The following is a 19599-nucleotide window of genomic DNA, read 5'->3' as shown; positions in this document are numbered from 1 at the left end:
ATGCAAGAGTAATGACGTATTGATTTTACTTTAGGCTTGTCTTTTCCCAAGTGCCATTTAATCCGCAATCTTCGAATTGTAATTTGGAATTGTCTATTGAAACATTGTATTTACATTTATCTACTTCATTTGGAGAGGGCCACCCATTTCCGGGAAACCCCATGATTGTGATAGAGGTTGATGTGGCCTGGAAAATACCATTTTCGGAAAATGCTTCGCCGCTTTTTGATGTAATTCCGGTAACTGTGCCCTTTGAGTCAAAGCACAAGCGATCGATAATTTCTCCATCTGATTTTTTCCAGCACCCTAAAGCAAACAAGTAAAATGGTGTATTCCTGTTTTTGGCGTATGAATGTCTCGGAATGGCAGTGAAAAAAATTATAGCTACAAGAAAATATGATCGAGATGTTGCAATCAGAAATTTGACAATCCAGACGGATATTGGGGAGATAGCGGCCGATTTTCTATAAAGTTTTACCGACATGCCCGGCCTCCTCGACATGATTCTCGATGGGATTCAAGAGGAAAGCGATCGCCCAGTGCTGGCTGGTGGCGATGTCGACCTGCGCTGGCATCCCCAGCCGCAGTGCAATGTCCGCCCCCTCCGCGCGGACCTGCGCGCGATGCAAGGAGACGAGGAGACGGTAGCCTTGTCCCCCGCGGTCGCCCGACAGGCCGTGAAGTTGCGCCCGACTGATCGTTGGCAACACCTAGTGGTTTCTGTCTATTATTTGTAGAATCGTCATATAGCACGCTATAGATGCTGATAAGCAACGGAACAGGTAGATCATTTGGGTTGTCGGTCGCAACCACATCGTTAGACCCGCGATGAAATCCGTGCCCGGTTATGACAATCGAGCGGTCGACCCGAGCATCGGTGTCGATCAACTTATGAGCATAATTCACCAGTGCATCTTGGTGGCTCCCGCTAACGATGATTTTGACCGGGCCGCCATCAACAGTTTGTGCCATTTTCTTCTCCTAACAATGAGGTTCAATTTATCCTGCAGAGTCGATTTATTTGATTTCTTTCAACGTCTATTCTTTTTATTTTTCCATCAGGGCTTCTTGTTGCATGAATAATAAAACTACCTCCCACTATATCAGTCACTACTATGTATCTGATGATAGAGGAATCATCCGGCAATTGTTCGATGTGATCATATGTTTCCATAAAAATCCCCTTGACATTCTCGACTGAATACGTCGGGTTGCCTCTTACAGTAGTTATTACAGCACTTTCATCAGAAATATGCACTTTAAATATCTGATGTCCATCCAGCTTGTAAACGAATGTGTCTTTGTCTTTCGTCGGGGAAAAGCTTTTGATTTTGGATACAAATTCCTTTATGTCTGTACATCTATTGAAGATTATTTCCGCATGCGATCTTGAACATGAGGATGATATTGTGAAATAAAACACGGTAAATAACACGTGCATTGTCAACGTACGGAAATAAGCGACCTGTCCTCTGGTTCTATCGTTCATGTCCTGCCTCCGAGACGTGTTTCTCGAGGGGATCGAGGAGGAAGGCGACGATCCGGCGCTTGCCCGTGGCGATGTCGACCTGCGCCGTCATCCCCGGCCGCAGCGCCACCTCCGCCCCTTCCGCGCGGACCTGCGCCCGACACCGAAGCCCGCAAGTGCCGCAAGGCCTCGCGCTGGCGCTCCTTGCGCAGGCTCTGGTCGGCCACCGCCACCTTCTGGAGCGCCTTCACCCGCTGGTCGGCCGCCTCCTTCAGGAACTGCGCGTGCACCTGCGCCCGCTTCTGCTCCAGTCCCGCGATCTCCGCACGGAGCTGATGTGCCTGCTCGGGCAGGGATCGTTTCTCGGTCAACTTGTCGATCAGGTCGTACTGCGCCTGCAGCAGATTGAGCTTCGAGGCGTTGCCGCGATCGTACAGGCCCTTCTGCGTCGCGTAGCGGTCCTCGGCCAGCGGGGTCAGCTCGGTGTTCCTGGCCGTCTCGAACGCCTTCGCGGCGAGGGCCGCATTCTTGTCGGCGATCTCGCTGCCGAGCTCGGCCAGGGCCGCGCGGTGCTCGCTCATCTGCAGCCGCACCTGCTCCTGCGTCGCCGCGAGCAGGGCCGGCTCCACCTCCGCCAAGGGCGCGATCACCGGCTCGGGCGTCTCGCTCAGGAGCAGGCGCGCGGCCTCCGCGTCGAGGAGCGCCTGCATCCGCTCCATGCGGGTGGCTTCCAGGTCCGCCGAGGCCTCCGTCGGGTCGAGGTCGACCAGCACCTCGCCCTCCACGACATGCTGTCCCTCGAGCACGTGGATGCCGCGCACCACGCTCGTCTCCAGCGGCTGCACCAGCTTGACCTCGCCGACCGGCACGACGCGCCCCTGCGCGGTGGCGACGATCTCGATCTCGCTGAAGCAGGCCCAGCCGACGGCGCCGGCGACCAGCGCCATCAGGACCCAGCCGGTCGCCCGCAAGGTCGGCGAGGCCGGCGTCTCCAGCAGCTCGAGGTGGGCCGGAAGGAAGGCCCGCGCCGTCGCCCTGCCGGCCTCGGGGATCGGGAAGGGGTGAACCTGGCCCATCGTCAACCTCCCGCCACGGCGACGAGGCCGGCGTAGAGCCCACCGGGCCGGGTCGCGAGATCCTGGTGCGTGCCCTCCTCGGCGAGCCGGCCGCGGTCCATCACCAGGATGCGGTCCGCCCCGCGCACCGTCGAAAGCCGATGGGCGATGATCAGCACCGTCCGCCCCCGGCAGATCGCGCGCATGTTGGCCTGGATCGCCCGCTCGCTCTCGTAGTCGAGGGCGCTCGTCGCCTCGTCGAAGATCAGGATGCGCGGATCGGTGGCCAGCGCCCGGGCGATGGCGATCCGCTGGCGCTGGCCGCCCGAGAGGTTGGCGCCGCGCTCCTCCAGGACGGTGTCGTAGGCCTGGGGCAGCTCCAGGATGAAGTCGTGCGCTCCGGCGAGCTGCGCCACCGCGATCACCCGCTCCATCGGCAGCGACGGATCGGCGAGCGCGATGTTCTCGCGCACCGTGCGGGCGAACAGCACGTTCTCCTGCAGCACCACGCCGACCTGCCGCCGCAGCCAGGCCAGGTCCATCAGGGCGAGGTCGACGCCGTCGATCAGCACCTTGCCGCGCTCGGGCACGTGCAGGCGCTGGATCAGGCGCGTCAGGGTCGACTTGCCCGAGCCGGAGCGCCCGACGACGCCGACCACCTCGCCGGCCCGGATCGCGATGTCGACGGCGCGCAGGACCTCGGGGCCGTCGGGGCGGTAGCGGAAGCTCGCGCCCTCCAGCCGGATCGCGCCGCGCAGCGGCGGCAGGTCCTGGCGGGTGCCGGTGCCGGCGAGTTCCGTCGGCGTGTTCAGGATGTCGCCCAGGCGCTCGACGGAGAGGCGGAACTGCTGGAAGTCCTGCCAGAGCTGGGCCAGCCGCAGGACGGGCTGGTTGACCTGCCCGGCCAGCATGTTGAACGCGACCAGCGCCCCGATCGTGAGGGCACCGTCCATCACGTCGTGCGCACCGAACCACAGCACGATCGCCGTCGTCAGCTTGGCCACGAGCTGGATGGCCTGGCTGCCGGCGGCGGCGAGCGACCCCACCCGGAACGAGGCGGCGATGTAGGCGGCCAGCCCCTCCTCGTAGCGCCGGCGCGCCTGCGGCTCGATCGCCATGGCCTTCACGGTCTCGATGCCCGCCAGGCTCTCGACGAGGAACGATTGCTGCGCGGCGCCCTGCCGGAACTTCTCGTCGACCCGTCGCCGCAGCATCGGCGTGAGAATCAGGCTCAGGGCGACGTAGAGCGGCAGCCCCAGCACGACGATCAGGGTCAGCCTCGGGCTGTAGCTGGTCATCACCGCCAGGAAGACGAACGAGAACACGAGGTCGACGGTCAGCGTCATCGCCGACGAGGTCAGGAACTGGCGCACGTTCTCCAGCTCGCGCATCCGGGCGACGGTCTGCCCGGTGGCGCGCGCGCCGAAGTACGCGATCGGCAGGTCGAGCAGGTGCCGGAACACCTGCGCGCCCAGCACGGCGTCGAGCCGGCTGGTGGTATGCGCGAAGACATGGGTCCTCAGGTAGCCGAGCACCGCCTCGAAGCCGGTGACGGCCACGAGCCCGAGCACCAGCACGTCGAGGGTGGTCAGCCCCTTGTGCACGAGCACCTTGTCGACCACGACCTGGAAGAACAGGGGGGCGGCGAGCCCGAGGAGCTGGATGACGAAGGAGACCGCCAGGATCTCGCCGAACAGGGCCTTGAACCGGGCGGCGGCCGGCAGGAACCAGGCGAGGCTGAAGCGAGTCTCGTGCGGGCCGGGCGCCCCGTCACGGCTGGTCAACAGGACGAGCTCGCCCGACCATTCCTGCGCCAGATCCGCATCGGTCCAGACGGCGGGCGCCTCGCCGGGCCGCTGCACCAAGGTGCGATCGTCCTGCCGGCGGGCCAGCACGAAGAACCGGCCGTCGCGGGATCGGCCGATGGCCGGCAGCGGAAGCGCGGCGAGGCGGGCCGGTCGCGATCGAACCGCTCGGGCACGGAAGTGGCTGCGCCGCGCGGCCAGAACCAGTTCCGATAGCGTCAGAGGCTGTCCCGGGCGTCCGGTCTCGTGCGCGATCCGGGACAGGTCCAGCGGCCGCCGATGAACCGCGGCGACGATGGCGAGGGAGAGGCCGCCCGTGTCGATCAGCGCGTTTTGCTGCTGTCCGGTCCGATGATCGTCGGATGAATGCGCGGCCTGATCGAGCAAAACCGATGCTCCCCCTCGGCTAGGAACGTTAGCCGGATGCCTAGGATCGATATGGCATCTGTAGGCCCGTTTTCTCAAAAGCCATGGTCATGAGTCAAGGCCGCGAGAGACTTTGTTAACGATCAGAAATAACGCCTAAATGAATGCAAGATCCTATTTCGAGGGATTCGGATACAGGCTTCCCGCTGGCATTCGGCGCATTCCGCGACGCGCACATGGCATGCGCGCTTCTCATGTCGGCCGACGCCCATCATTCAAAAGGCATTATTCAAGTGCGGATATAAGAAAACATGCTTGACGTGAGCGGGATTTGATCCTAGCCCTTCCCGGCGGCGTGAGCTTCGATTGCTTGGATAAGGGCAGGATCCTTATGCAAATCACTGGCGCAATTGGTCGGCTGGACACTATCAACGCGGATCCCGGTAGTAGATCCTTCGTCGATACGGATACGGTCTCCGCGGTCCTCTCGATCCTCGCGGCCGCGCATCGACGCCCGATCGGCATCGCTCGCATCGGCCGCGACGACGGACGCCTCGGCCAGCCTCCTAACCTCCAGGAACGCGTCCCGGCCGCACCCTGACCAGCGACCCGGCGAGGCCCCCGACGGCCAGGAGCGCGGACGCGCTCGCGCGGGCCTGGTCCGGCGATCTCCTCCCCCTCGGCGCACGCGAGGGCACGGCGGGGGCGCCTCGATCTTACTTGGTTCCCGACCGCAACTGCTTGGTTCGAGGCGCGGTCGACGAGGTCCGATCACGCTCGACGTGCTGGTCCTCGGCTTGGCCGCGTTCGCCGTCGTCGAACTCAGGTTGTCTTCCTTCGCACGAATAGGGGGCAGCGCACACAGGCATGGAGGCGTGAATCGATGGAACGATGGGAAGCGTCACTCATCGGCTGCTGGCTTGATCCGGGTTCCAAGAAACGGATGGACGTTGGGCCATAATAATAAGACGCATCGATCCAGCAGAACTCTATACTCTGATGGCGCGAGCGGTGCGCTGAAGCGGCTTAGCGTAGAGCGATGCCGTCGGGCTCCGGTACCGCCGCCCCAGCTCACGTTTCATGCGGCAGGCGACGAGCCTTGCCATTTCCTCACAACCGGGTGCGCGACATATGGCGGAGAGCAAGCATGAGCAGTAAGCATTCGTCACGCCTGAACGCGAGAAGACGGCGCGGCGCGATATATCTATGTCTTTACTTGATTTCTGCCAGTGCAACACCGGGCCGCGCAGAGGTGAGGGCAGATGACGCAACCCGGCACGAATCGATCACTCCGGAAACATTCGAAAAGGAATACGTCGAATTAAAAGAGACAAAGCATTTGAGAGCGACGCACAATTCCGAGACTGTCGATATCGTCATCGACACATATGTCAAAGAAATCTACAATAATCACAGCTATAAGATTCATATATTCAGCACCGAAGCCGAAGGTCGCAGATACATTATACCATTCGATCAGCCGGATCATTCATCAGAAGATTTCATCGGCTCTGCATTGTATGACAAATGTCAGGGAAGCGAGGTCAGATTCAAAAAGTCTGATGGTCAAATTCGCATTCTTGAGATCAAGCCCATATGGTCTGATCGGCATCAAGCAAGATATGTACTAAGTCAACTTTCATTTGAGGACGGCAGTATCGCGGGCATCACAAAGATGTACTTCTCCGTCGTGGGGGAGGGGCAATTTACACACCAATGCAAAGATGAGGAATAGGCAGGAGAATTAGGCAATGTCATATATCGCAGCCATGCAGGGGCCGGTACCTCACGGGTTTATCTTTATGGGAACGGCAATGTCGACATTCTCAGTGGAGGAACGAGGGCCGCAAGCGCCTACGATCCGAACGACACCTGCGCGCCTTACGAGCCCGGCGATCCGGAGCCCGGAACGCCTTTCGATCCCGGTGTGCCTGCATTCCGGGTCTCCCGAAGCCGGGCTCCGGTTGAGCGCCGAGGATGGCAGCTACCGGATCGCGGTGGGCCCGGACGGGAGGGCGTGAACGTCGCAGCGCACACCATGCCATTGCATCCCGGAACGGCGGCCCAGACGGATACCGGAACAGGTCAACGGCCTGCGACCGCGGTCCTGTTCGATCCGATCGCGAAGCATCTCGCGGAGGCGGGCATGAGGGACAAACCTCGCTGCGACGTGAATGCTGATCGTTGATGTTTTAGACAGGCGCGAGAAGATGAGAATCATCAGGAAGTGCAATAAAAAATTTATTCTGAGTTCTATATCGATAGTAATTCTATTTACTGCTATATATAATTTTTACGCGCTGATCGGGTTGTTCGTTGGAACAGTTAGATCTACCGAAGACAAAACCAGAGATGCAATGTTCGATAAGGCAATCGAGCAAATTTCTGATGATAAGAGCAAAAAAATCGAACTTTACGATGTCGATCTATCGCACTATTTCGCAAATGTAAGATCCGGCCTAACCGATAAGGAGTACGAAAACTATATCGATAAGCGGCTCGGATTAAAAAGAGGTCCGACGATATCGGAATATCTCGGATATTCACCGGTCTACCAGCTCTCTGGTGGTATTTCTGGTCTTACTCTCAAATCCTATAGTCATAATTTTTCGCTAGACGAACTATTGATATTTGGCTTTTCATTTTCTGATCCGCAATATTCTCATTTAATAAGAACTGGGACACATCTTGTGTATACAGGCGCATTCTAGGAGAACAACCATGGCGACGATCGAGTTGTTTTTCAAGCCGGCGACGAGCTCTGGCGTATCTTCTACTGACGGCGTCGGTGTCGCAAGCCACGGGTTCCTCATTTATAGGGATGATGATGGGCAAGTTACTGGATATGCACGAGGAGGCCCAGAAGCAGCGAGGACATCAAGTTTGACTGGCTTGGGTGTGTTCGGCAACATTGTTACCGATCATGGTCAATATATCGATGGCACTAGAGATTTTGATATATCAGTCCTTCATAACCCTGGATTCATTGTGCATAGTGGAACAAATGATGAAATAGAGGCAATAAAGCAAAAAGATTACAATACTTTGGATCAAATTCAAGATCTTGGATTAAAATACAGTCCGTTTTACAGCAATAGCAATTCCGTCGTTGGGACAATATTGAAATCTGACGGTTTCGATGTTCCCCAAGCGGCCTTGAAAAGTATTTATTCGGCTCCTGCCATCGACCAAGATCTGCTAGATCAGAATTTCATTAACAATGATCGGCAAACACAAGACGCTTTGCGAAATCTATCTGATTCACCGAAAACTTACGATGCTTTATCATTTGAGGAAGGTAAGGCAGGCGGTATTACAGCGGTAAGGGGCGATCAAGTCCCTGTAAATCAATCCGACCAAAAGATAGCAGTTGTGGATGATTCTACGGTAAGTATAAATGGGGATAGAAATAGCATAACTCTTGGAATCAATGCCGGCGGCGGGATTTCCGGCACCGGAAATACCATCAACCTGCAGGCCGACAGCAACGAGACCATCGGCATCACGGGCCAAGGGCTGACCGTGACCGGAGACGCCGGCAACGACGTGGTCAACCTCAATGCCGACACCGCGGCCACGGTTTCGGGCGGCGGCTACGTCGGCCTCTGCGGCGACCGCGCGAGCGTCACCCTCACCGACCCGGGCTCATCGGTGCAGATGGTGGGCAATGCCGAGAACGAGTCCGTCAGCGCCAACAATTCCACCATCACATTGAGCGACGGCTCGCTGGTGAACATCAACGGCACCAGCAATACCATCAACCTGCAGGCCGACAGCAACGAGACCATCGGCATCACGGGCCAGGGGCTGACCGTGACCGGAGACGCTGGTAACGACGTGGTCAACCTCAATGCCGACACCGCGGCCACGGTTTCGGGCGGCGGCTATGTCGGCCTCTGCGGCAACGGCGCGACCCTCAAGACCGACGCCGATCAGGCCTTCACCATCAACACTGCCCCGAACGTCACGAACGACACCATCTACGCCGACAACTCGACCATCAACCTCGCCCCGGGCTGGTCTGGCAGCATCTACGGCCTGGGCCTGACCATCAACATGAGCCCCGACAGCGGCTCGGACGTCACGGTCTACGGCTTCGACGATCAGGTCACCGGTAGCCGGGGCGACACCCTGCAGGCCGACGCCTACGATCCGAACGACACCAGCGACCCCTACGCGCCTTACGAGCCCGGCGATCCGGAGCCCGGAACGCCTTTCGATCCCGGTGATTTCGACCCGTTTGATCCCCTGGATCCCTACGATGACGAACGCGTCGCGACGACGTCGACCAAATCCCCGCCTGCCGCTCCGAGCGCGACCGCGGCGCACGACATCCCCAGCATGCAGGCAGGCGCTTCCGCCACCCTCGCGAGCGATGCACCCTCCGCGATCGACTCCTCGAGCCACATTGCGACGCAGGTGTCGCAACTCGTTTCAGCGATGGCGGCCTTCGGTGGGAGCTCGGCCGGCATTACCAACCTGACGACCGCCACGTCGACGGCGAACACGACGCTGACCGCCGATCCGAGCCAGGCCACGCACGCGTTCCGCCACGCAGCCTGACATCTCCCCGGTCCGGGGGGGGCGCCCCCGGACCTCACGGGCGTGAGGACGGGCCCGACGGCGAGCGCGGCATCGTCCAGCAGACGGCCCCGTTCCGGTCCGCCTGCGCGCCAGGATGGTCGATCATGGCCCCGTCCCTGCGCGTATGGTCCCCGTCGGAAGTTCGGTCGCGCATCGTGGATCGATGCCTTCGTGTGGAGGATGTCCACACGGAGGCTCTCGCTGGGCCGAGGTCCCAAGCCTCCCCCACTCGGTCGCGGACTCATAAAGCTCGCAGCCTGACCCGGACGGCAGCGCGTTTGACGCTGGCGAGGGAGTTGTCGGGATCCGTGTCGTAGCGCGTGGCGACGGCGCGGGCGTGCTTGATCTTGCCGAAGAAGCGCTCGACCCGGTTGCGGTGCTCGTACGGGAACGGGCTGAAGGCCAGGACCCGCTTGCGGTTGGCATCGGCACCGACCGTCACGAGGACCGGTCGGGCACCGATATGGAGCATGACCCGCGTCCCCTTCACGCGCGCAGCGAGATCCCGCGGTGGACGCTGCCGCAGGTGATCGGTCCCGGTCTTCGGATCCTTCCAGGGACGGGCCATGCGAAGCGCCCTGTGTGAGACCGCTGTGCGAGAGTCAGCAGTCCCTAAGTCCTTGTCAAACCATAACGTCTTGCGCAGAAAGGCGAAAGGCTGGTGCCGGTGGAGAGGATCGAACTCCCGACCTTCGGTTTACAAAACTGACGTAAGTCAATCTCGAAGCCTAACATTCGCTCACAGTATGTGCCCTAAGCAAGCCATTCAGATCGCTTGCCTTTTGGGGATTGTGATCTAGTGTTAATCACAGAACCAAACAGAGCCAAACGCGACTCCTGTGTTACCCTCTCGATACCCGGGCGGGATGAGTGGTTTCAGATTAAGGCCATGCCGAAGGCGCTGACCGTAAGGGCCATTGAGGCCATGAAGGCTGGACCGGTCCGGTCTGAAATCCCTGATGGTCTGATCCCAGGTCTCTATCTCGTCTGCCAGCCTAGCGGCGTGAAATCATGGGCAGTGCGATATCGAGCGGGAAGTAGAACCCGGAAGCACACGCTCGGCCGCTATCCAGGCATCGACCTAGCTGGCGCACGCGAACTCGCCCGGCGCACACTCCTATCGGTAGCATCCGGGCGCGACCCGGCGGGAGAGAGAGCCGAGGAACGCCGTAGCGCCGCTGGCATAGCTGGCTCATCTCGCGACCGGTTCGATGCCGCTGCGGCGTTGTTCATCGAGCGGTACGCCAAGGCCAACACGAAGGAGCAGACTTGGCGGGAGAGCGAGCGGCTGCTTGCGACCCACGTCCTGCCACTCTGGCGCGCGCGCAGCATTCAGGAGATCACTAGGCGCGATGTCGTCGAGCTGATGGATGCTATTGTCGATCGCGGCGCCCCCGTCTCTGCTAACCGAACCCTCGCGGTGATCCGGCGCATGTTCGCCTGGCTGGTCGAACGCAGTGTCCTCGTTACCAATCCATGCACCGACGTGAAGGCACCAACGGCCGAGAAGAGCCGGGATCGCGTACTGACTGATGATGAGTTGGCCGCCGTCTTGCGCGCTTGTGAAGGCCTCAATGAGCCGTTCGGGGCACTCATCAAATTGCTGGCACTGACGGCCCAGAGGCGTGATGAAGTCGGGCAGATGTCCTGGCGCGAAGTGGACCTCAATGCGCGGATGTGGACCATTCCGAAGGAGCGCGCGAAGAACGGGATCGCTCACGACGTGCCTCTCTCCGAGGCCTCCGTCACGGTGCTGGCGGGTATCCGTCGCATCACCGGAAGCCGCGGACTCGTGTTCACGACGACGGGCGAGACGTCGGTCTCTGGCTTCAGCAAGATCAAAAAGCGTCTCGACGCGGCCGTGCCAAACTCCTCTCCATGGGTGCTGCATGACCTTCGCCGCACGGCAGCTTCTGGGATGGCGCGGCTCGGGATCACTCTCCCTGTAGTGGAGAAGGTTCTGAACCACACATCCGGGTCGTTTGGTGGGGTCGCTGGAATTTATCAGCGGCATCACTTCGCGGACGAAAAGCGGGCTGCGCTAGGGGCGTGGGCAGCGCATATTGAGACAATCATAGGTGGAAGTGCGCACCATGGATGAGGCATGGAAAAAGGCGCGCCGTAACGAGCTATGGGACGCCTATGTTCTGAAGGTCCCAGATGTCGATCCGCCGGCTGGGGCTCCGGATCGGACCATGCAAGCTGTCGCGATGCTACGCACGCTCCGCCTCCTTCACGAGGAGGCTGTGAATGCTAATGATAAAGATCAGGCAACGCATACGGCTGCACGAGGCCGCATGGTTTTGCAGCTACTTACTTTGGAATTCGGGGAATGGCTCCTCGATGCCTTTGAACTAAGCCGCCGCCTGACGCACGCAAGTGATTGGGAAGAATGCGAGCGCGTTGCGCTTAGTTTCCTCCTGCAAATCCACGAAGAATTGGGGCCGCACCCTCACCGGCCGTCTATAGACCCGGTTTCTATTTTGGTGCCACGATGGCTACTGCGCAAATTGGCAGGCGCACTAGAAGCTCTCAATGACGGTGAGGTGCAAGGTATGCTCCGCCCATCTGTTGTTGGACGCCACGGCGACGCATGGTCATGGGATAAGATGCGGGCCGGCGCTTTGGACCACGTAGCGTTCCTGCATGGACAGGGACAGACGAAGAAAATGGCCCAGCAACGTGTAGCCGCTCGCATGAACATTCCCGCGGCTACTCTTCGAGATTGGGAGAGGGATGCTACCTTAAAGAGGGGATATGAGGCTGCATATGAGGCGGGTAAGCTAAAAATTGTTTTCGAAGACGACCCAAGGTACGCCGAAGGTGACGGAAATTCGGTCGACAGCGCTGCTCTTGCTAGACTAATCCAATTTAAATCTGAGCCGTCACTTGCCGATTTTGGACAGTCATACCGTGTAAGGTTTGGTGCCCGGCACAACCCTGGCTGAGTGTGGGCAACTAACACCTATCTGCCCTCGCATTTGTGTAGCAAACAGCTAGTCCTTCGACCACACAATCGCGTGGGCAGCTAGACTTCGATCATCAACATAGACGCGACCTGTTGTTCGAAGCAAATTGCTTTCGAGCGCAAGAGTTTGCGCGCGTTTGGAGGTGTGAAGATGAGCGACCGACAGAAGCTCTACTGCACCGCAACCCAGGTCCGGCGCCGTTATGGCGGCATCTCGGAGATGGGACTGTGGCGCTGGATCAATGATGGGAAGGTCGACTTCCCGAAGCCCGATCTCATCGTGAACGGACGGCGGCTGTGGAGCGAAGAAACTCTTGATGGCTTCGACGCTCGCCTCTCTTGGAAGGAGGCCGCGTAGCACATGCTAAAAACAGTTGAGGGACGCGAGGCTGCCAGGCCTGCACGTCCCTCGAAAGCTGTCGTCTGCCAGATCGACGCTTTCGAAAATAGCACTAACCATCCGATCGTCCAACGGCTTTCTCGTCGCTTTGGCGTCTCTCCAGAGGTTGCGGCGCTCGTCGCAGAGCTGAGCGGGCTCGGCCCGCGGGAGGCGAGCCGATGAGCAACGCATCCGACCACATCGCCCACGGCACACCGGGTGCGCTGCGCCATTTCGTCGCCGAATGCCTGCACATGGCGGCGTTCTATGCCTCGATGGGCGTGGACTATGGCGCCGTCGGCGACGACGTGGGGTTGGAGCTTTCCACCCGGAAGGCGACGGCTGCCATGCGGCAGGCCATCAGCGTGATGACGATGCTGAAGGAGGCCAACGGAACGTTGCGCCAGAAGGGGCAGCCGCATGAGGCATGAGCCCTTCGCCGATGATCTTGGCGAGGCGCTGCGCGCGCTTGGCCCGGAGCGCGCGTGGCCCCCACTGCGTAGGCCTGCTGAGGACGATCCACCGGCCCGACCCGCGATCAGGGCTACTCGGTTCGAATGGATCGAGCCCGCCTCAATCCCGGTGCGGGAATGGCTTCTCGGCCGGCACCTCATCCGCAAGTTCATCTCGGCGACCGTGAGTCCCGGTGGCATCGGCAAGTCATCGCTGGTGATCGCCGAGGCGCTGAGCATGGTCACAGGTCGCGACCTAATCGGAAGCCAGCCGCACGGTCGGTTCAAGGTCTGGTACATCAACCTCGAAGACCCGATGGACGAGCTGCAGCGCCGCGTGATGGCGACGGCGCTGCATTATGAGTTGGACGACAGCGACCTTGCCGGTCGTCTGTTCGTCAACTCGGGTCGCGACACCCGCGTCGTCGTCGCCGAGCAAAACCGAGCAGGTCTGATGATCGCGCACCCGATCATCGAGCAGATCCGGGCGACGATCCTCGCCAACGTGATCGACGTTCTGATCATCGATCCGTTCGTGTCGAGCCATGGGTGCAACGAAAACGACAACGGCGCCATTAACGCCGTCGCGACCGTCTGGGCCGAGATCGCCGACCACTGCGGTTGCGCCGTCGAGCTTGTCCATCACGCCCGAAAGACTGGCGGCAATGAAGTGACGGTCGAGGACAGCCGCGGCGCCAGCGCGCTTCTCTCGAAGGCCAGGGCGGCCCGCGTGCTCAATCCCATGTCACGGGAAGAAGGTGAGCGGTTGGGCGTAGAGCAGCCGCGCCTTCACTTCCGGGTGGACGGCGGCAAGGCCAACCTCGCGCCCCCGGCGTCCGACGGGTCGAAGTGGTTCAAGCTGGCATCCGTGCCGCTCGGCAACGGACCGCTCGGCTTGCTCGACTACGGCGACAGCGTGGGCGTCGTCACGGCTTGGGAGAAGCCCGACCCCTTCGAGAGCGTGACGCTGGCAGACCTTCAGGCGGCGCAGGCGGCGGTACGAGCCGGCGGCCCGTGGCGCGAGAACGTCCAAGCCCGCGATTGGGTCGGCAGGCCGATCGCTCACGCCTTGCGGCTGAACCCTGACGACAAGCGGGACCGGGAGAAGGTGAAGGGGTTGCTGCGTGCCTGGATCGGCAATGGCATGTTCGTCGTTGTCACTGGTATAGACGAGAAGCGCAAGCCTCGGCCCTTCGTGGAGGTCGGCAAGGCCGCCAGCCACGAAGGCGATTGATGGCTGAAACCGAAAGTCTAGGTTATCCGTCGCTGTCAGCGGCAGCCATGAATTACAGGTTTTTGCTTAATCCTGCAGGACTTACTGCTGTTCTACGTGGGTGATGAAATTTGCATATTCACGCCACCCTGGGCCATATGACGGATGTCGTATTGCATAGCACATAGATACATCGCCATTATTCAAGTTATATCCTTGTATACTATCTTCGATTTGTATCTGGGTATCCGGCATTTTGCTCCACATAGTCAAGCCTAGAACAATAACTTTCTTAGGCTGTATTATATTTATTAGATCATCCCATTCGTTGTAGGCCTGCGTCCACGCGGCTGCCGAAGGTCTCATTGACGGGCCGACGCCGACCGAAAGCGGTACATAGTTGGTGAACGCGACCGTATCCCACGCTTCTTGAGCTTGAGCTTCGGTGGGATGTTCAACTCCGCATAATGAGCGGGTGAGACACCTCATAAATCGTCCATAGCCCGGCGGTTCTTCAATGGCTGCTTCAACTATGTTCACCGGGTGGTTTGGCTCGGGGTGGATCAGTTGCCCCTCATTGTGCCAAGCGTAGCAACTTTCTCCTAGAAGTAGGAGGCGGTTGTTGTAGTTCCGGCCGCGCCATGGTTGCCACATGCAAAGCTCCTGTTAAGCGCGCAGCGTACACCGGCTTGAAGGCTTAAAGCGAGGCTCGTTCGCTCAGGCATACTTCGACTCCACCTCCACCTTGCCAATCTGCTCCACCACCACCCCCACCCCCTATAAGGGGTGGTGGTGGAGCGCGGTTTGCCCCCACTTGCTCCACCTGTCTCCGCTCCACTTTGGAAGGTGGAGCAGAATGCCAGCGGCTACTTGTTCGTGCGGCCCTGGCGGTTTGGATCAATCCCGCCGTCGAGCTTGGTCTCGTTGACCGTGTCTCCCTCGACGGTTGGGTCCGCTTCGATGTCCTCGATGTTGTGACCCGTCAAACCCTTGGACTATCCGATCCCCGGATTGAGTTTCAGATCGGCATAGGTCGGCACGTCGGTCTTGAGATGCTTGTTCGACATGTTTCCTCCGGTGCATTGGCGCAGCAGCGTTGCGCTCCGACCTTGAGGCAGAAAGGACGTGCGCGGTACGCGACTTTCGGGACGGGGCGGCGCACGTCTGCGTCGCAATCGAATGGTTTCACAAGATCTGCGGAGATGCGACAAGATGTCGCTGAAAGCTACGATAGATTATAACAAATCGTAACGGTGGATAACACCGAACGATGGCCGATAAGCTGTCTAAAATTAAGATGAAAGTCCGCACTTGCACTTGGGAATTAAGATTAGCATTGTCACGGCCACGCAATCGCAATGCCGTGGTGCCCCGATGCCTACCGCAATCCCTCGTCCCAGTACGCTTCGTCTCAAGGTCGAGACCGAACTCGCGGATGCCGTCGATACCGCCGCTCGCCAGCGCGGCCAGACCATGTCGGAGTTCGTCCGCCAGTCCGTCCGGGCGCAGCTCACCGCGCACGGTGTGCGCCTCAGCCCGACCAGTACCGACGACGGTCCCGGCCCTGCTCCGTCTGCCCCCGCGATGCGGCAGGCCGCCTGATGAGTGCCGGCATGACCCTTCCCCGTGTGAACGTGCGCGAGACGCGGACCATTCACCCTGTCGTCACCATCAGATCGCAGCCCCGCGATCCGGTCGTTCGGGACGCGGCTCATCTTGTGCCGCGTACGTCAGTGGATATCGCGGCTGATCGCGATGCTGCCGTTGCCGAGCGCACTGCGCTGGAGGGCAGCCGCTCCGATCTGCTGCTTACTGGCACCGCCGACGAGGTGGCCGCTCTCGACCGGCGTATCGCCGTGTCCAAGATCCGGATCGATGCAGCCGAGATGCAGCACTCGGCGGCGGTCATCGCTGAGGCCAAGGCTCGCTCCGACCACGAGGCCGAGCAGTCCCGTCGCAAGGTGCTGCGCAAGGCCGGGATGAAGGCCAGCGCCGAGGCGGCCAAACTCGCCGATCGGTACATCGTCCTGGCGAGGGAGATGGCCGGCGTGCTCGGCCAGCTCCGCGCGCAGGAGGGCCGGATCGCTGAGGTTAACGCAGCCCTACCGGACGGCGCAGAGCCGGTCCCGCCGGGCGAGCCGTTCAACGGCACCGAGACCATCCCGATGCGCTCCGAGACCACCCATGACCTCGTCTGGGTCGACACCCGGACCGGTCAGCCCGCTGGTATCCTGGCCGGCAACGATCTCCGGCATCGGGTCGCCAAGACGATTGAGCGCCGGGTCGCCGTGCCCAGCATACCTGGCGAGCCGCATGTTCCGCTCTCGCATCGCGTGACGCTGCCCGGTCTCGGTCGGGATGCCCCGCCGATCTGGCGCAGCCTTCCTCAGCCCCTCAGATCCGACACGGGATACCGCGCATGACCATTACCCGAGAGAACACCGAGGCCAATCAGGCTCACTGGCGTCGCGTGCTGGGCAAGGACCGCGCTCCGGCAGCGGCAGAACGCACGCCCACGCAGGCCGAGCGCTACGCGGCGTGGTCCGCCTCCGTCCGATCAGCCGAGCGCAAGGCAGCCGCGAGTGAGGAGCGCACGGTCGTTGCTGCTCGCGCCACGGCTTTCACCGCCTATCAGGTGGGCGATCAGCGCCATGCTGCCGACGGGACGCTCTGGCGCCGCGTGGCCTGACACGAGATTGCGCGGCCGACCCGCGAGGGCCTCCAGTCGCGCCATTGAGGGCGATCCGGTCAGCCCGACAACGAGAAGCCAGCCTGTCCTTCGCCTGATCCAAAGCCATGGGGGCCAGGATCCAAAGGTCGGCAAGACCGCCCGCTCTCCAAGCCAGCGGGACCATCGGAGATCGCGGCGGAGGGGGCACCCCGCTGCGGTCTCCTCCCTCAGAGCTTCAGGAGAGCCTTATGGCCACCGGTACCATTCGCGTTGAGATCCATCCGCCTGGCATTACGCCCCAGCATCGAGGCTCCGCGCCGATCGCCAGCGCCACGCTGCCCATCTCCGGCACTACACCGACCGACCCGAACGCATTGCCCACGGTGCAGTCCTTGGTGCCAGGCGGCCTAAGCGGCCCCTGCGTAGCGTTCGTCACGCCATCGTTTTCCGAGCCCGCGTTGTGGTGCTCGGTGGGCAAGGCGCCGGACCCGTCCAAGGAACCGCGCCACCTGCTCACCTTCTCTAACATCGGCCTGATCCAGCCCTTCACCATCGAGATCGGCGCCACCGACCGCATCGTCTTCGCAGCAGTTGCGTGAGGTGCTTCGTCCATCACCCTGTGAAAGCAACGCCGAGCATGTGCGCCGTGCGGCGAACAACACGGCATCGCCTGTTCAACCCATTGCTCGGTATGGTCAGCCTGAACTGATCTGGAAGGCCATTCGTATGACCGACCTCAATGAGCGCTCCAATCTCAGAGCTGTCTCGCACCAAGCAGTCGATCACATATGAGCAATCATCCAACTGCATCTCGCCAATACGGAACAGCGTCTTCCTGACGCTTGATCGCTGTTCGCCAGACATCCCGACGCCCTCTCGTCTCACATCAAATCACATTGGATCTTGCGCCTTAACGACGGAACAACACAGCCAATGCAGCGCTCGGGATGCTTTCTAGTGTGTGCACGACAGCATGCGCGTTCTCTGGGTCCTTCCCCAGGGCGCGGAGGGTCGGGGGTCAGCGCGAGCGCAGTCTGTCACTAGCTACCAATGTTCAAATTCCTTTTTTATGTTTATGCCCGAGGCCAAAAATTGATTGAGACCGTCAATCGCAAACAGGTCGCAAGTCATTACGGCATAAGCCTTCCTACCGTGGACGCGTGGGTGCGAAAGGGCTGCCCGTTCGTCACCCGCGGGAGTAAAGGCGTCGAGTGGGAATTCGACTTGGCGGCAGTCCAAGACTGGGCATCACGGTTCTGGGCTCGACCTACGCAAGTCGTCACGCGAACCGGGTTGAAGACTTTCAGCACGACTGAGAAAGCCGAAGTTGTGAAGGCATTCGGCCATGTCGCTAGACACATTGGAACCTGGGCGGCGGACATGGCAGTGAAGGCCGGTGGGTCGATCGAGATTGCCTATGCCCTGAACCAAATGCTTTGTATCCGGTTCGCGGACGAAGCCGAGGCGTATCTGGCTACACGAGGCGTTGCAGAAGTCGATCTCGTCGAGATGTTCTGTCGGAGAGAAGACGAGCCTGACTGGCAGTCTGTAGCTCAGGAAGCCGGGGGCGTTTTCGATGAAGATGCCTGCGAAAAGTTCGTGAACGGGATCGATTGGCTGAAGCCATCTCCCGAAGTCCTAGAGGTTCAAGCTGCACGGCTTCGAGAGCGTGAGCGCCCTGCTATTCTAAAGGATGCCTCCCATGGCTGACGAACGCCTGCGCCTTGTTGCGGAAGTCACCGATCAGTTCACTGGTCCGCTCGATAAGCTTCAGACCGCGCTGAGGCGCACGGGGGCAGCCGGTACGCAGACCGGCAAGGATCTGAAGAAGGACTTCGAGGGCTTTCACGGGGTTCTCGGCAAAACGAACAGCGCTCTGCAGAGTATGACGGCTCCGCTGTCGGCGCTTGGGGTTGCCGGCTTGGGTGCCAGCTTATCCCTGACCGGCATCGCGACGGCCCTCTCGGGTTTCTCCAAGGGTACGCAACAGCTCAGCATCCTATCGAAGGAGACTGGGCTCGCGGTTGATCAGCTACGTGCCTTCGGGGCTCTGGGTGAGCGGTTCGGTGTCTCCGCGGAGACCATGCAGAGCGGGGTGAAGAACTTCTCCGTCCAGATGGAGCAGTTGCGCCGCCGCTGGGGGCAGACCTACGGCGACCTGCAGGCCATGAACCTGGGCGACCTCGTCGAGAAGCTGGTGAACGCGCCCAACATGCAGGCGGCGCTGGATGCCGCCATGGAAGCGCTCACGAAGATTGGAAACCCGGTCAAGCGCCGCGAGGTGGCGGAGAAGCTGTTCGGCGTCGACCAGATCGGTGCCGTCGCGGGCATGGTGGGCGACAAGTATCGCGTCATGGTCGACGAGATCCTGAAGGCTCAGGGCACCATGACCAAGGAGACGGAGAAGGCCGCCTCCGACTTCGAAAAGAACTTGAGCCGGATGGGTACGGCTGCGGAACGCCTGAAGCTCAACACGTTCGGCCCTCTGCTTAAGGGACTCAATACCATCGTCGAGAGCGGCGACAGGGCTGGCATCCGCGGTAACGCCGAGGCGATGGACAAGGATCTCAGCGGGCGCCTGACCGACGCCACCAAACGCCGGGATGTGTTGAACGCAGATCCAGTCAAGAACGCCGAC

General features: G+C 60.4%; 22 protein-coding genes and 1 pseudogene. 14 read left to right on the top strand and 9 right to left on the bottom strand.

What is annotated here, in order from left to right:
• Positions 1-25 precede the first annotated feature (25 nt).
• The 5 genes from MKK64_RS12090 to MKK64_RS12070 all read right to left on the bottom strand — a co-directional run bounded on the left by MKK64_RS12090 (position 26) and on the right by MKK64_RS12070 (position 4715).
• Positions 26-484 carry a hypothetical protein gene (locus MKK64_RS12090; RefSeq protein WP_243935109.1) on the bottom strand — a complete coding sequence of 153 codons (459 nt, stop codon included), beginning with the start codon at positions 482-484 and terminating at the stop codon, positions 26-28.
• Positions 465-710 carry a hypothetical protein gene (locus MKK64_RS12085; protein WP_243935107.1) on the bottom strand — a complete coding sequence of 82 codons (246 nt, stop codon included), beginning with the start codon at positions 708-710 and terminating at the stop codon, positions 465-467. The genes MKK64_RS12090 and MKK64_RS12085 overlap by 20 nt, the downstream gene beginning before the upstream one ends.
• 284 nt (positions 711-994) lie before the next feature.
• Positions 995-1489 carry a hypothetical protein gene (locus tag MKK64_RS12080; protein ID WP_243935106.1) on the bottom strand — a complete coding sequence of 165 codons (495 nt, stop codon included), beginning with the start codon at positions 1487-1489 and terminating at the stop codon, positions 995-997.
• Positions 1486-2544, bottom strand: a complete 1059-nt coding sequence (locus MKK64_RS12075; protein ID WP_243935104.1) for a hypothetical protein — start codon at positions 2542-2544, stop codon at positions 1486-1488. Before MKK64_RS12075 ends, MKK64_RS12080 begins: the two co-directional genes overlap by 4 nt.
• 2 nt (positions 2545-2546) lie before the next feature.
• A complete protein-coding gene (locus MKK64_RS12070; protein WP_243935103.1) occupies positions 2547-4715 on the bottom strand; it encodes a type I secretion system permease/ATPase in 2169 nt (722 codons plus the stop codon).
• A 1126-nt stretch (positions 4716-5841) separates the two neighbouring features.
• Here MKK64_RS12070 and MKK64_RS12065 point away from each other — a divergent pair.
• The 3 genes from MKK64_RS12065 to MKK64_RS12055 all read left to right on the top strand — a co-directional run bounded on the left by MKK64_RS12065 (position 5842) and on the right by MKK64_RS12055 (position 9257).
• The gene (locus MKK64_RS12065) at positions 5842-6429 is read left to right on the top strand and encodes a hypothetical protein (protein WP_243935101.1); all 588 of its coding nucleotides are present in this window, start codon (positions 5842-5844) and stop codon (positions 6427-6429) included.
• A gap of 439 nt (positions 6430-6868) precedes the next feature.
• On the top strand, positions 6869-7405 hold the full coding sequence (locus MKK64_RS12060) for a hypothetical protein (RefSeq protein ID WP_243935100.1): 537 nt from the start codon (positions 6869-6871) through the stop codon (positions 7403-7405).
• 10 nt (positions 7406-7415) lie between these two features.
• Complete coding sequence (locus MKK64_RS12055) at positions 7416-9257, top strand: hypothetical protein (RefSeq protein ID WP_243935099.1); 1842 nt, start codon at positions 7416-7418, stop codon at positions 9255-9257.
• 262 nt (positions 9258-9519) lie between these two features.
• Here MKK64_RS12055 and MKK64_RS28430 read toward each other — a convergent pair whose 3' ends face one another.
• Entirely contained in the window at positions 9520-9846 is a 327-nt protein-coding gene (locus MKK64_RS28430; RefSeq protein WP_409567938.1) for a hypothetical protein, read from the bottom strand.
• A gap of 321 nt (positions 9847-10167) precedes the next feature.
• Between MKK64_RS28430 and MKK64_RS12045 the strand changes: the two genes are divergently transcribed.
• The 5 genes from MKK64_RS12045 (at position 10168) to MKK64_RS12025 (ending at position 14311) form a co-directional block, all read left to right on the top strand.
• Positions 10168-11379: a tyrosine-type recombinase/integrase gene (locus tag MKK64_RS12045; RefSeq protein ID WP_243935098.1), complete on the top strand. Its 1212-nt coding sequence runs from the start codon at positions 10168-10170 to the stop codon at positions 11377-11379.
• Entirely contained in the window at positions 11372-12226 is an 855-nt protein-coding gene (locus MKK64_RS12040) for a hypothetical protein (RefSeq protein ID WP_243935096.1), read from the top strand. The genes MKK64_RS12045 and MKK64_RS12040 overlap by 8 nt, the downstream gene beginning before the upstream one ends.
• Positions 12227-12397: 171 nt before the next feature.
• A complete protein-coding gene (locus MKK64_RS12035; protein ID WP_243935095.1) occupies positions 12398-12604 on the top strand; it encodes a helix-turn-helix transcriptional regulator in 207 nt (68 codons plus the stop codon).
• A 200-nt stretch (positions 12605-12804) separates the two neighbouring features.
• A complete protein-coding gene (locus MKK64_RS12030) occupies positions 12805-13056 on the top strand; it encodes a hypothetical protein (protein WP_243935094.1) in 252 nt (83 codons plus the stop codon).
• A complete protein-coding gene (locus MKK64_RS12025) occupies positions 13046-14311 on the top strand; it encodes an AAA family ATPase (RefSeq protein WP_243935093.1) in 1266 nt (421 codons plus the stop codon). Before MKK64_RS12030 ends, MKK64_RS12025 begins: the two co-directional genes overlap by 11 nt.
• An 81-nt stretch (positions 14312-14392) precedes the next feature.
• On the opposite strand, the gene MKK64_RS12020 is transcribed toward MKK64_RS12025, so the two are convergent.
• Both MKK64_RS12020 and MKK64_RS12015 read right to left on the bottom strand, forming a co-directional pair.
• Positions 14393-14944, bottom strand: a complete 552-nt coding sequence (locus MKK64_RS12020) for a hypothetical protein (RefSeq protein ID WP_243935091.1) — start codon at positions 14942-14944, stop codon at positions 14393-14395.
• A gap of 212 nt (positions 14945-15156) precedes the next feature.
• Positions 15157-15357 (bottom strand): annotated as a pseudogene (locus MKK64_RS12015) (hypothetical protein).
• A gap of 307 nt (positions 15358-15664) precedes the next feature.
• On the opposite strand from MKK64_RS12015, the gene MKK64_RS28425 reads away from it, so the two are divergent.
• The 4 genes from MKK64_RS28425 (at position 15665) to MKK64_RS12000 (ending at position 17560) form a co-directional block, all read left to right on the top strand.
• Positions 15665-15892: a CopG family transcriptional regulator gene (locus MKK64_RS28425; protein ID WP_405044380.1), complete on the top strand. Its 228-nt coding sequence runs from the start codon at positions 15665-15667 to the stop codon at positions 15890-15892.
• Between the two features lie 11 nt (positions 15893-15903).
• Positions 15904-16713, top strand: coding sequence for a hypothetical protein (locus MKK64_RS12010; RefSeq protein ID WP_243935089.1), 810 nt, complete (start codon positions 15904-15906; stop codon positions 16711-16713).
• Complete coding sequence (locus MKK64_RS12005) at positions 16710-16979, top strand: hypothetical protein (RefSeq protein WP_243935084.1); 270 nt, start codon at positions 16710-16712, stop codon at positions 16977-16979. The genes MKK64_RS12010 and MKK64_RS12005 overlap by 4 nt, the downstream gene beginning before the upstream one ends.
• A gap of 230 nt (positions 16980-17209) precedes the next feature.
• Positions 17210-17560, top strand: a complete 351-nt coding sequence (locus MKK64_RS12000) for a hypothetical protein (protein ID WP_243935083.1) — start codon at positions 17210-17212, stop codon at positions 17558-17560.
• Positions 17561-17573: 13 nt separating this feature from the next.
• Here MKK64_RS12000 and MKK64_RS28420 read toward each other — a convergent pair whose 3' ends face one another.
• On the bottom strand, positions 17574-17825 hold the full coding sequence (locus MKK64_RS28420; protein WP_409567937.1) for a PilZ domain-containing protein: 252 nt from the start codon (positions 17823-17825) through the stop codon (positions 17574-17576).
• Positions 17826-18053: 228 nt separating this feature from the next.
• Here MKK64_RS28420 and MKK64_RS11995 point away from each other — a divergent pair, with 228 nt between their 5' ends.
• Positions 18054-18671 carry a terminase small subunit gene (locus MKK64_RS11995; protein WP_243935082.1) on the top strand — a complete coding sequence of 206 codons (618 nt, stop codon included), beginning with the start codon at positions 18054-18056 and terminating at the stop codon, positions 18669-18671.
• Positions 18664-19599, top strand: a 936-nt coding sequence (locus MKK64_RS11990) for a hypothetical protein (RefSeq protein WP_243935081.1), incomplete at its 3' end; no start/stop codon positions are given. The genes MKK64_RS11995 and MKK64_RS11990, both read left to right, overlap by 8 nt.

The organism is Methylobacterium sp. E-025 (assembly GCF_022829705.1).
Classification (GTDB): domain Bacteria; phylum Pseudomonadota; class Alphaproteobacteria; order Rhizobiales; family Beijerinckiaceae; genus Methylobacterium.
The sequence above is the reverse complement of the archived record's forward strand: the minus strand, read 5'-3'. Positions and strand labels throughout refer to the sequence as shown.

Excerpts from the sequence above, each read along its gene's own strand:
- MKK64_RS12090 (WP_243935109.1), bottom strand. The coding sequence starts at position 484 with ATGTCGGTAAAACTTTATAGAAAATCGGCCGCTATCTCCCCAATATCC.
- MKK64_RS12080 (WP_243935106.1), bottom strand. The coding sequence starts at position 1,489 with ATGAACGATAGAACCAGAGGACAGGTCGCTTATTTCCGTACGTTGACA.
- MKK64_RS12075 (WP_243935104.1), bottom strand. The coding sequence starts at position 2,544 with ATGGGCCAGGTTCACCCCTTCCCGATCCCCGAGGCCGGCAGGGCGACG.
- MKK64_RS12065 (WP_243935101.1), top strand. The coding sequence starts at position 5,842 with ATGAGCAGTAAGCATTCGTCACGCCTGAACGCGAGAAGACGGCGCGGC.
- MKK64_RS12060 (WP_243935100.1), top strand. The coding sequence starts at position 6,869 with ATGCTGATCGTTGATGTTTTAGACAGGCGCGAGAAGATGAGAATCATC.
- MKK64_RS12055 (WP_243935099.1), top strand. The coding sequence starts at position 7,416 with ATGGCGACGATCGAGTTGTTTTTCAAGCCGGCGACGAGCTCTGGCGTA.
- MKK64_RS28430 (WP_409567938.1), bottom strand. The coding sequence starts at position 9,846 with ATGGCCCGTCCCTGGAAGGATCCGAAGACCGGGACCGATCACCTGCGG.
- MKK64_RS12045 (WP_243935098.1), top strand. The coding sequence starts at position 10,168 with ATGCCGAAGGCGCTGACCGTAAGGGCCATTGAGGCCATGAAGGCTGGA.
- MKK64_RS12040 (WP_243935096.1), top strand. The coding sequence starts at position 11,372 with ATGGATGAGGCATGGAAAAAGGCGCGCCGTAACGAGCTATGGGACGCC.
- MKK64_RS12035 (WP_243935095.1), top strand. The coding sequence starts at position 12,398 with ATGAGCGACCGACAGAAGCTCTACTGCACCGCAACCCAGGTCCGGCGC.
- MKK64_RS12030 (WP_243935094.1), top strand. The coding sequence starts at position 12,805 with ATGAGCAACGCATCCGACCACATCGCCCACGGCACACCGGGTGCGCTG.
- MKK64_RS12025 (WP_243935093.1), top strand. The coding sequence starts at position 13,046 with ATGAGGCATGAGCCCTTCGCCGATGATCTTGGCGAGGCGCTGCGCGCG.
- MKK64_RS12020 (WP_243935091.1), bottom strand. The coding sequence starts at position 14,944 with ATGTGGCAACCATGGCGCGGCCGGAACTACAACAACCGCCTCCTACTT.
- MKK64_RS28425 (WP_405044380.1), top strand. The coding sequence starts at position 15,665 with ATGCCTACCGCAATCCCTCGTCCCAGTACGCTTCGTCTCAAGGTCGAG.
- MKK64_RS12010 (WP_243935089.1), top strand. The coding sequence starts at position 15,904 with ATGACCCTTCCCCGTGTGAACGTGCGCGAGACGCGGACCATTCACCCT.
- MKK64_RS12005 (WP_243935084.1), top strand. The coding sequence starts at position 16,710 with ATGACCATTACCCGAGAGAACACCGAGGCCAATCAGGCTCACTGGCGT.
- MKK64_RS12000 (WP_243935083.1), top strand. The coding sequence starts at position 17,210 with ATGGCCACCGGTACCATTCGCGTTGAGATCCATCCGCCTGGCATTACG.
- MKK64_RS28420 (WP_409567937.1), bottom strand. The coding sequence starts at position 17,825 with ATGTCTGGCGAACAGCGATCAAGCGTCAGGAAGACGCTGTTCCGTATT.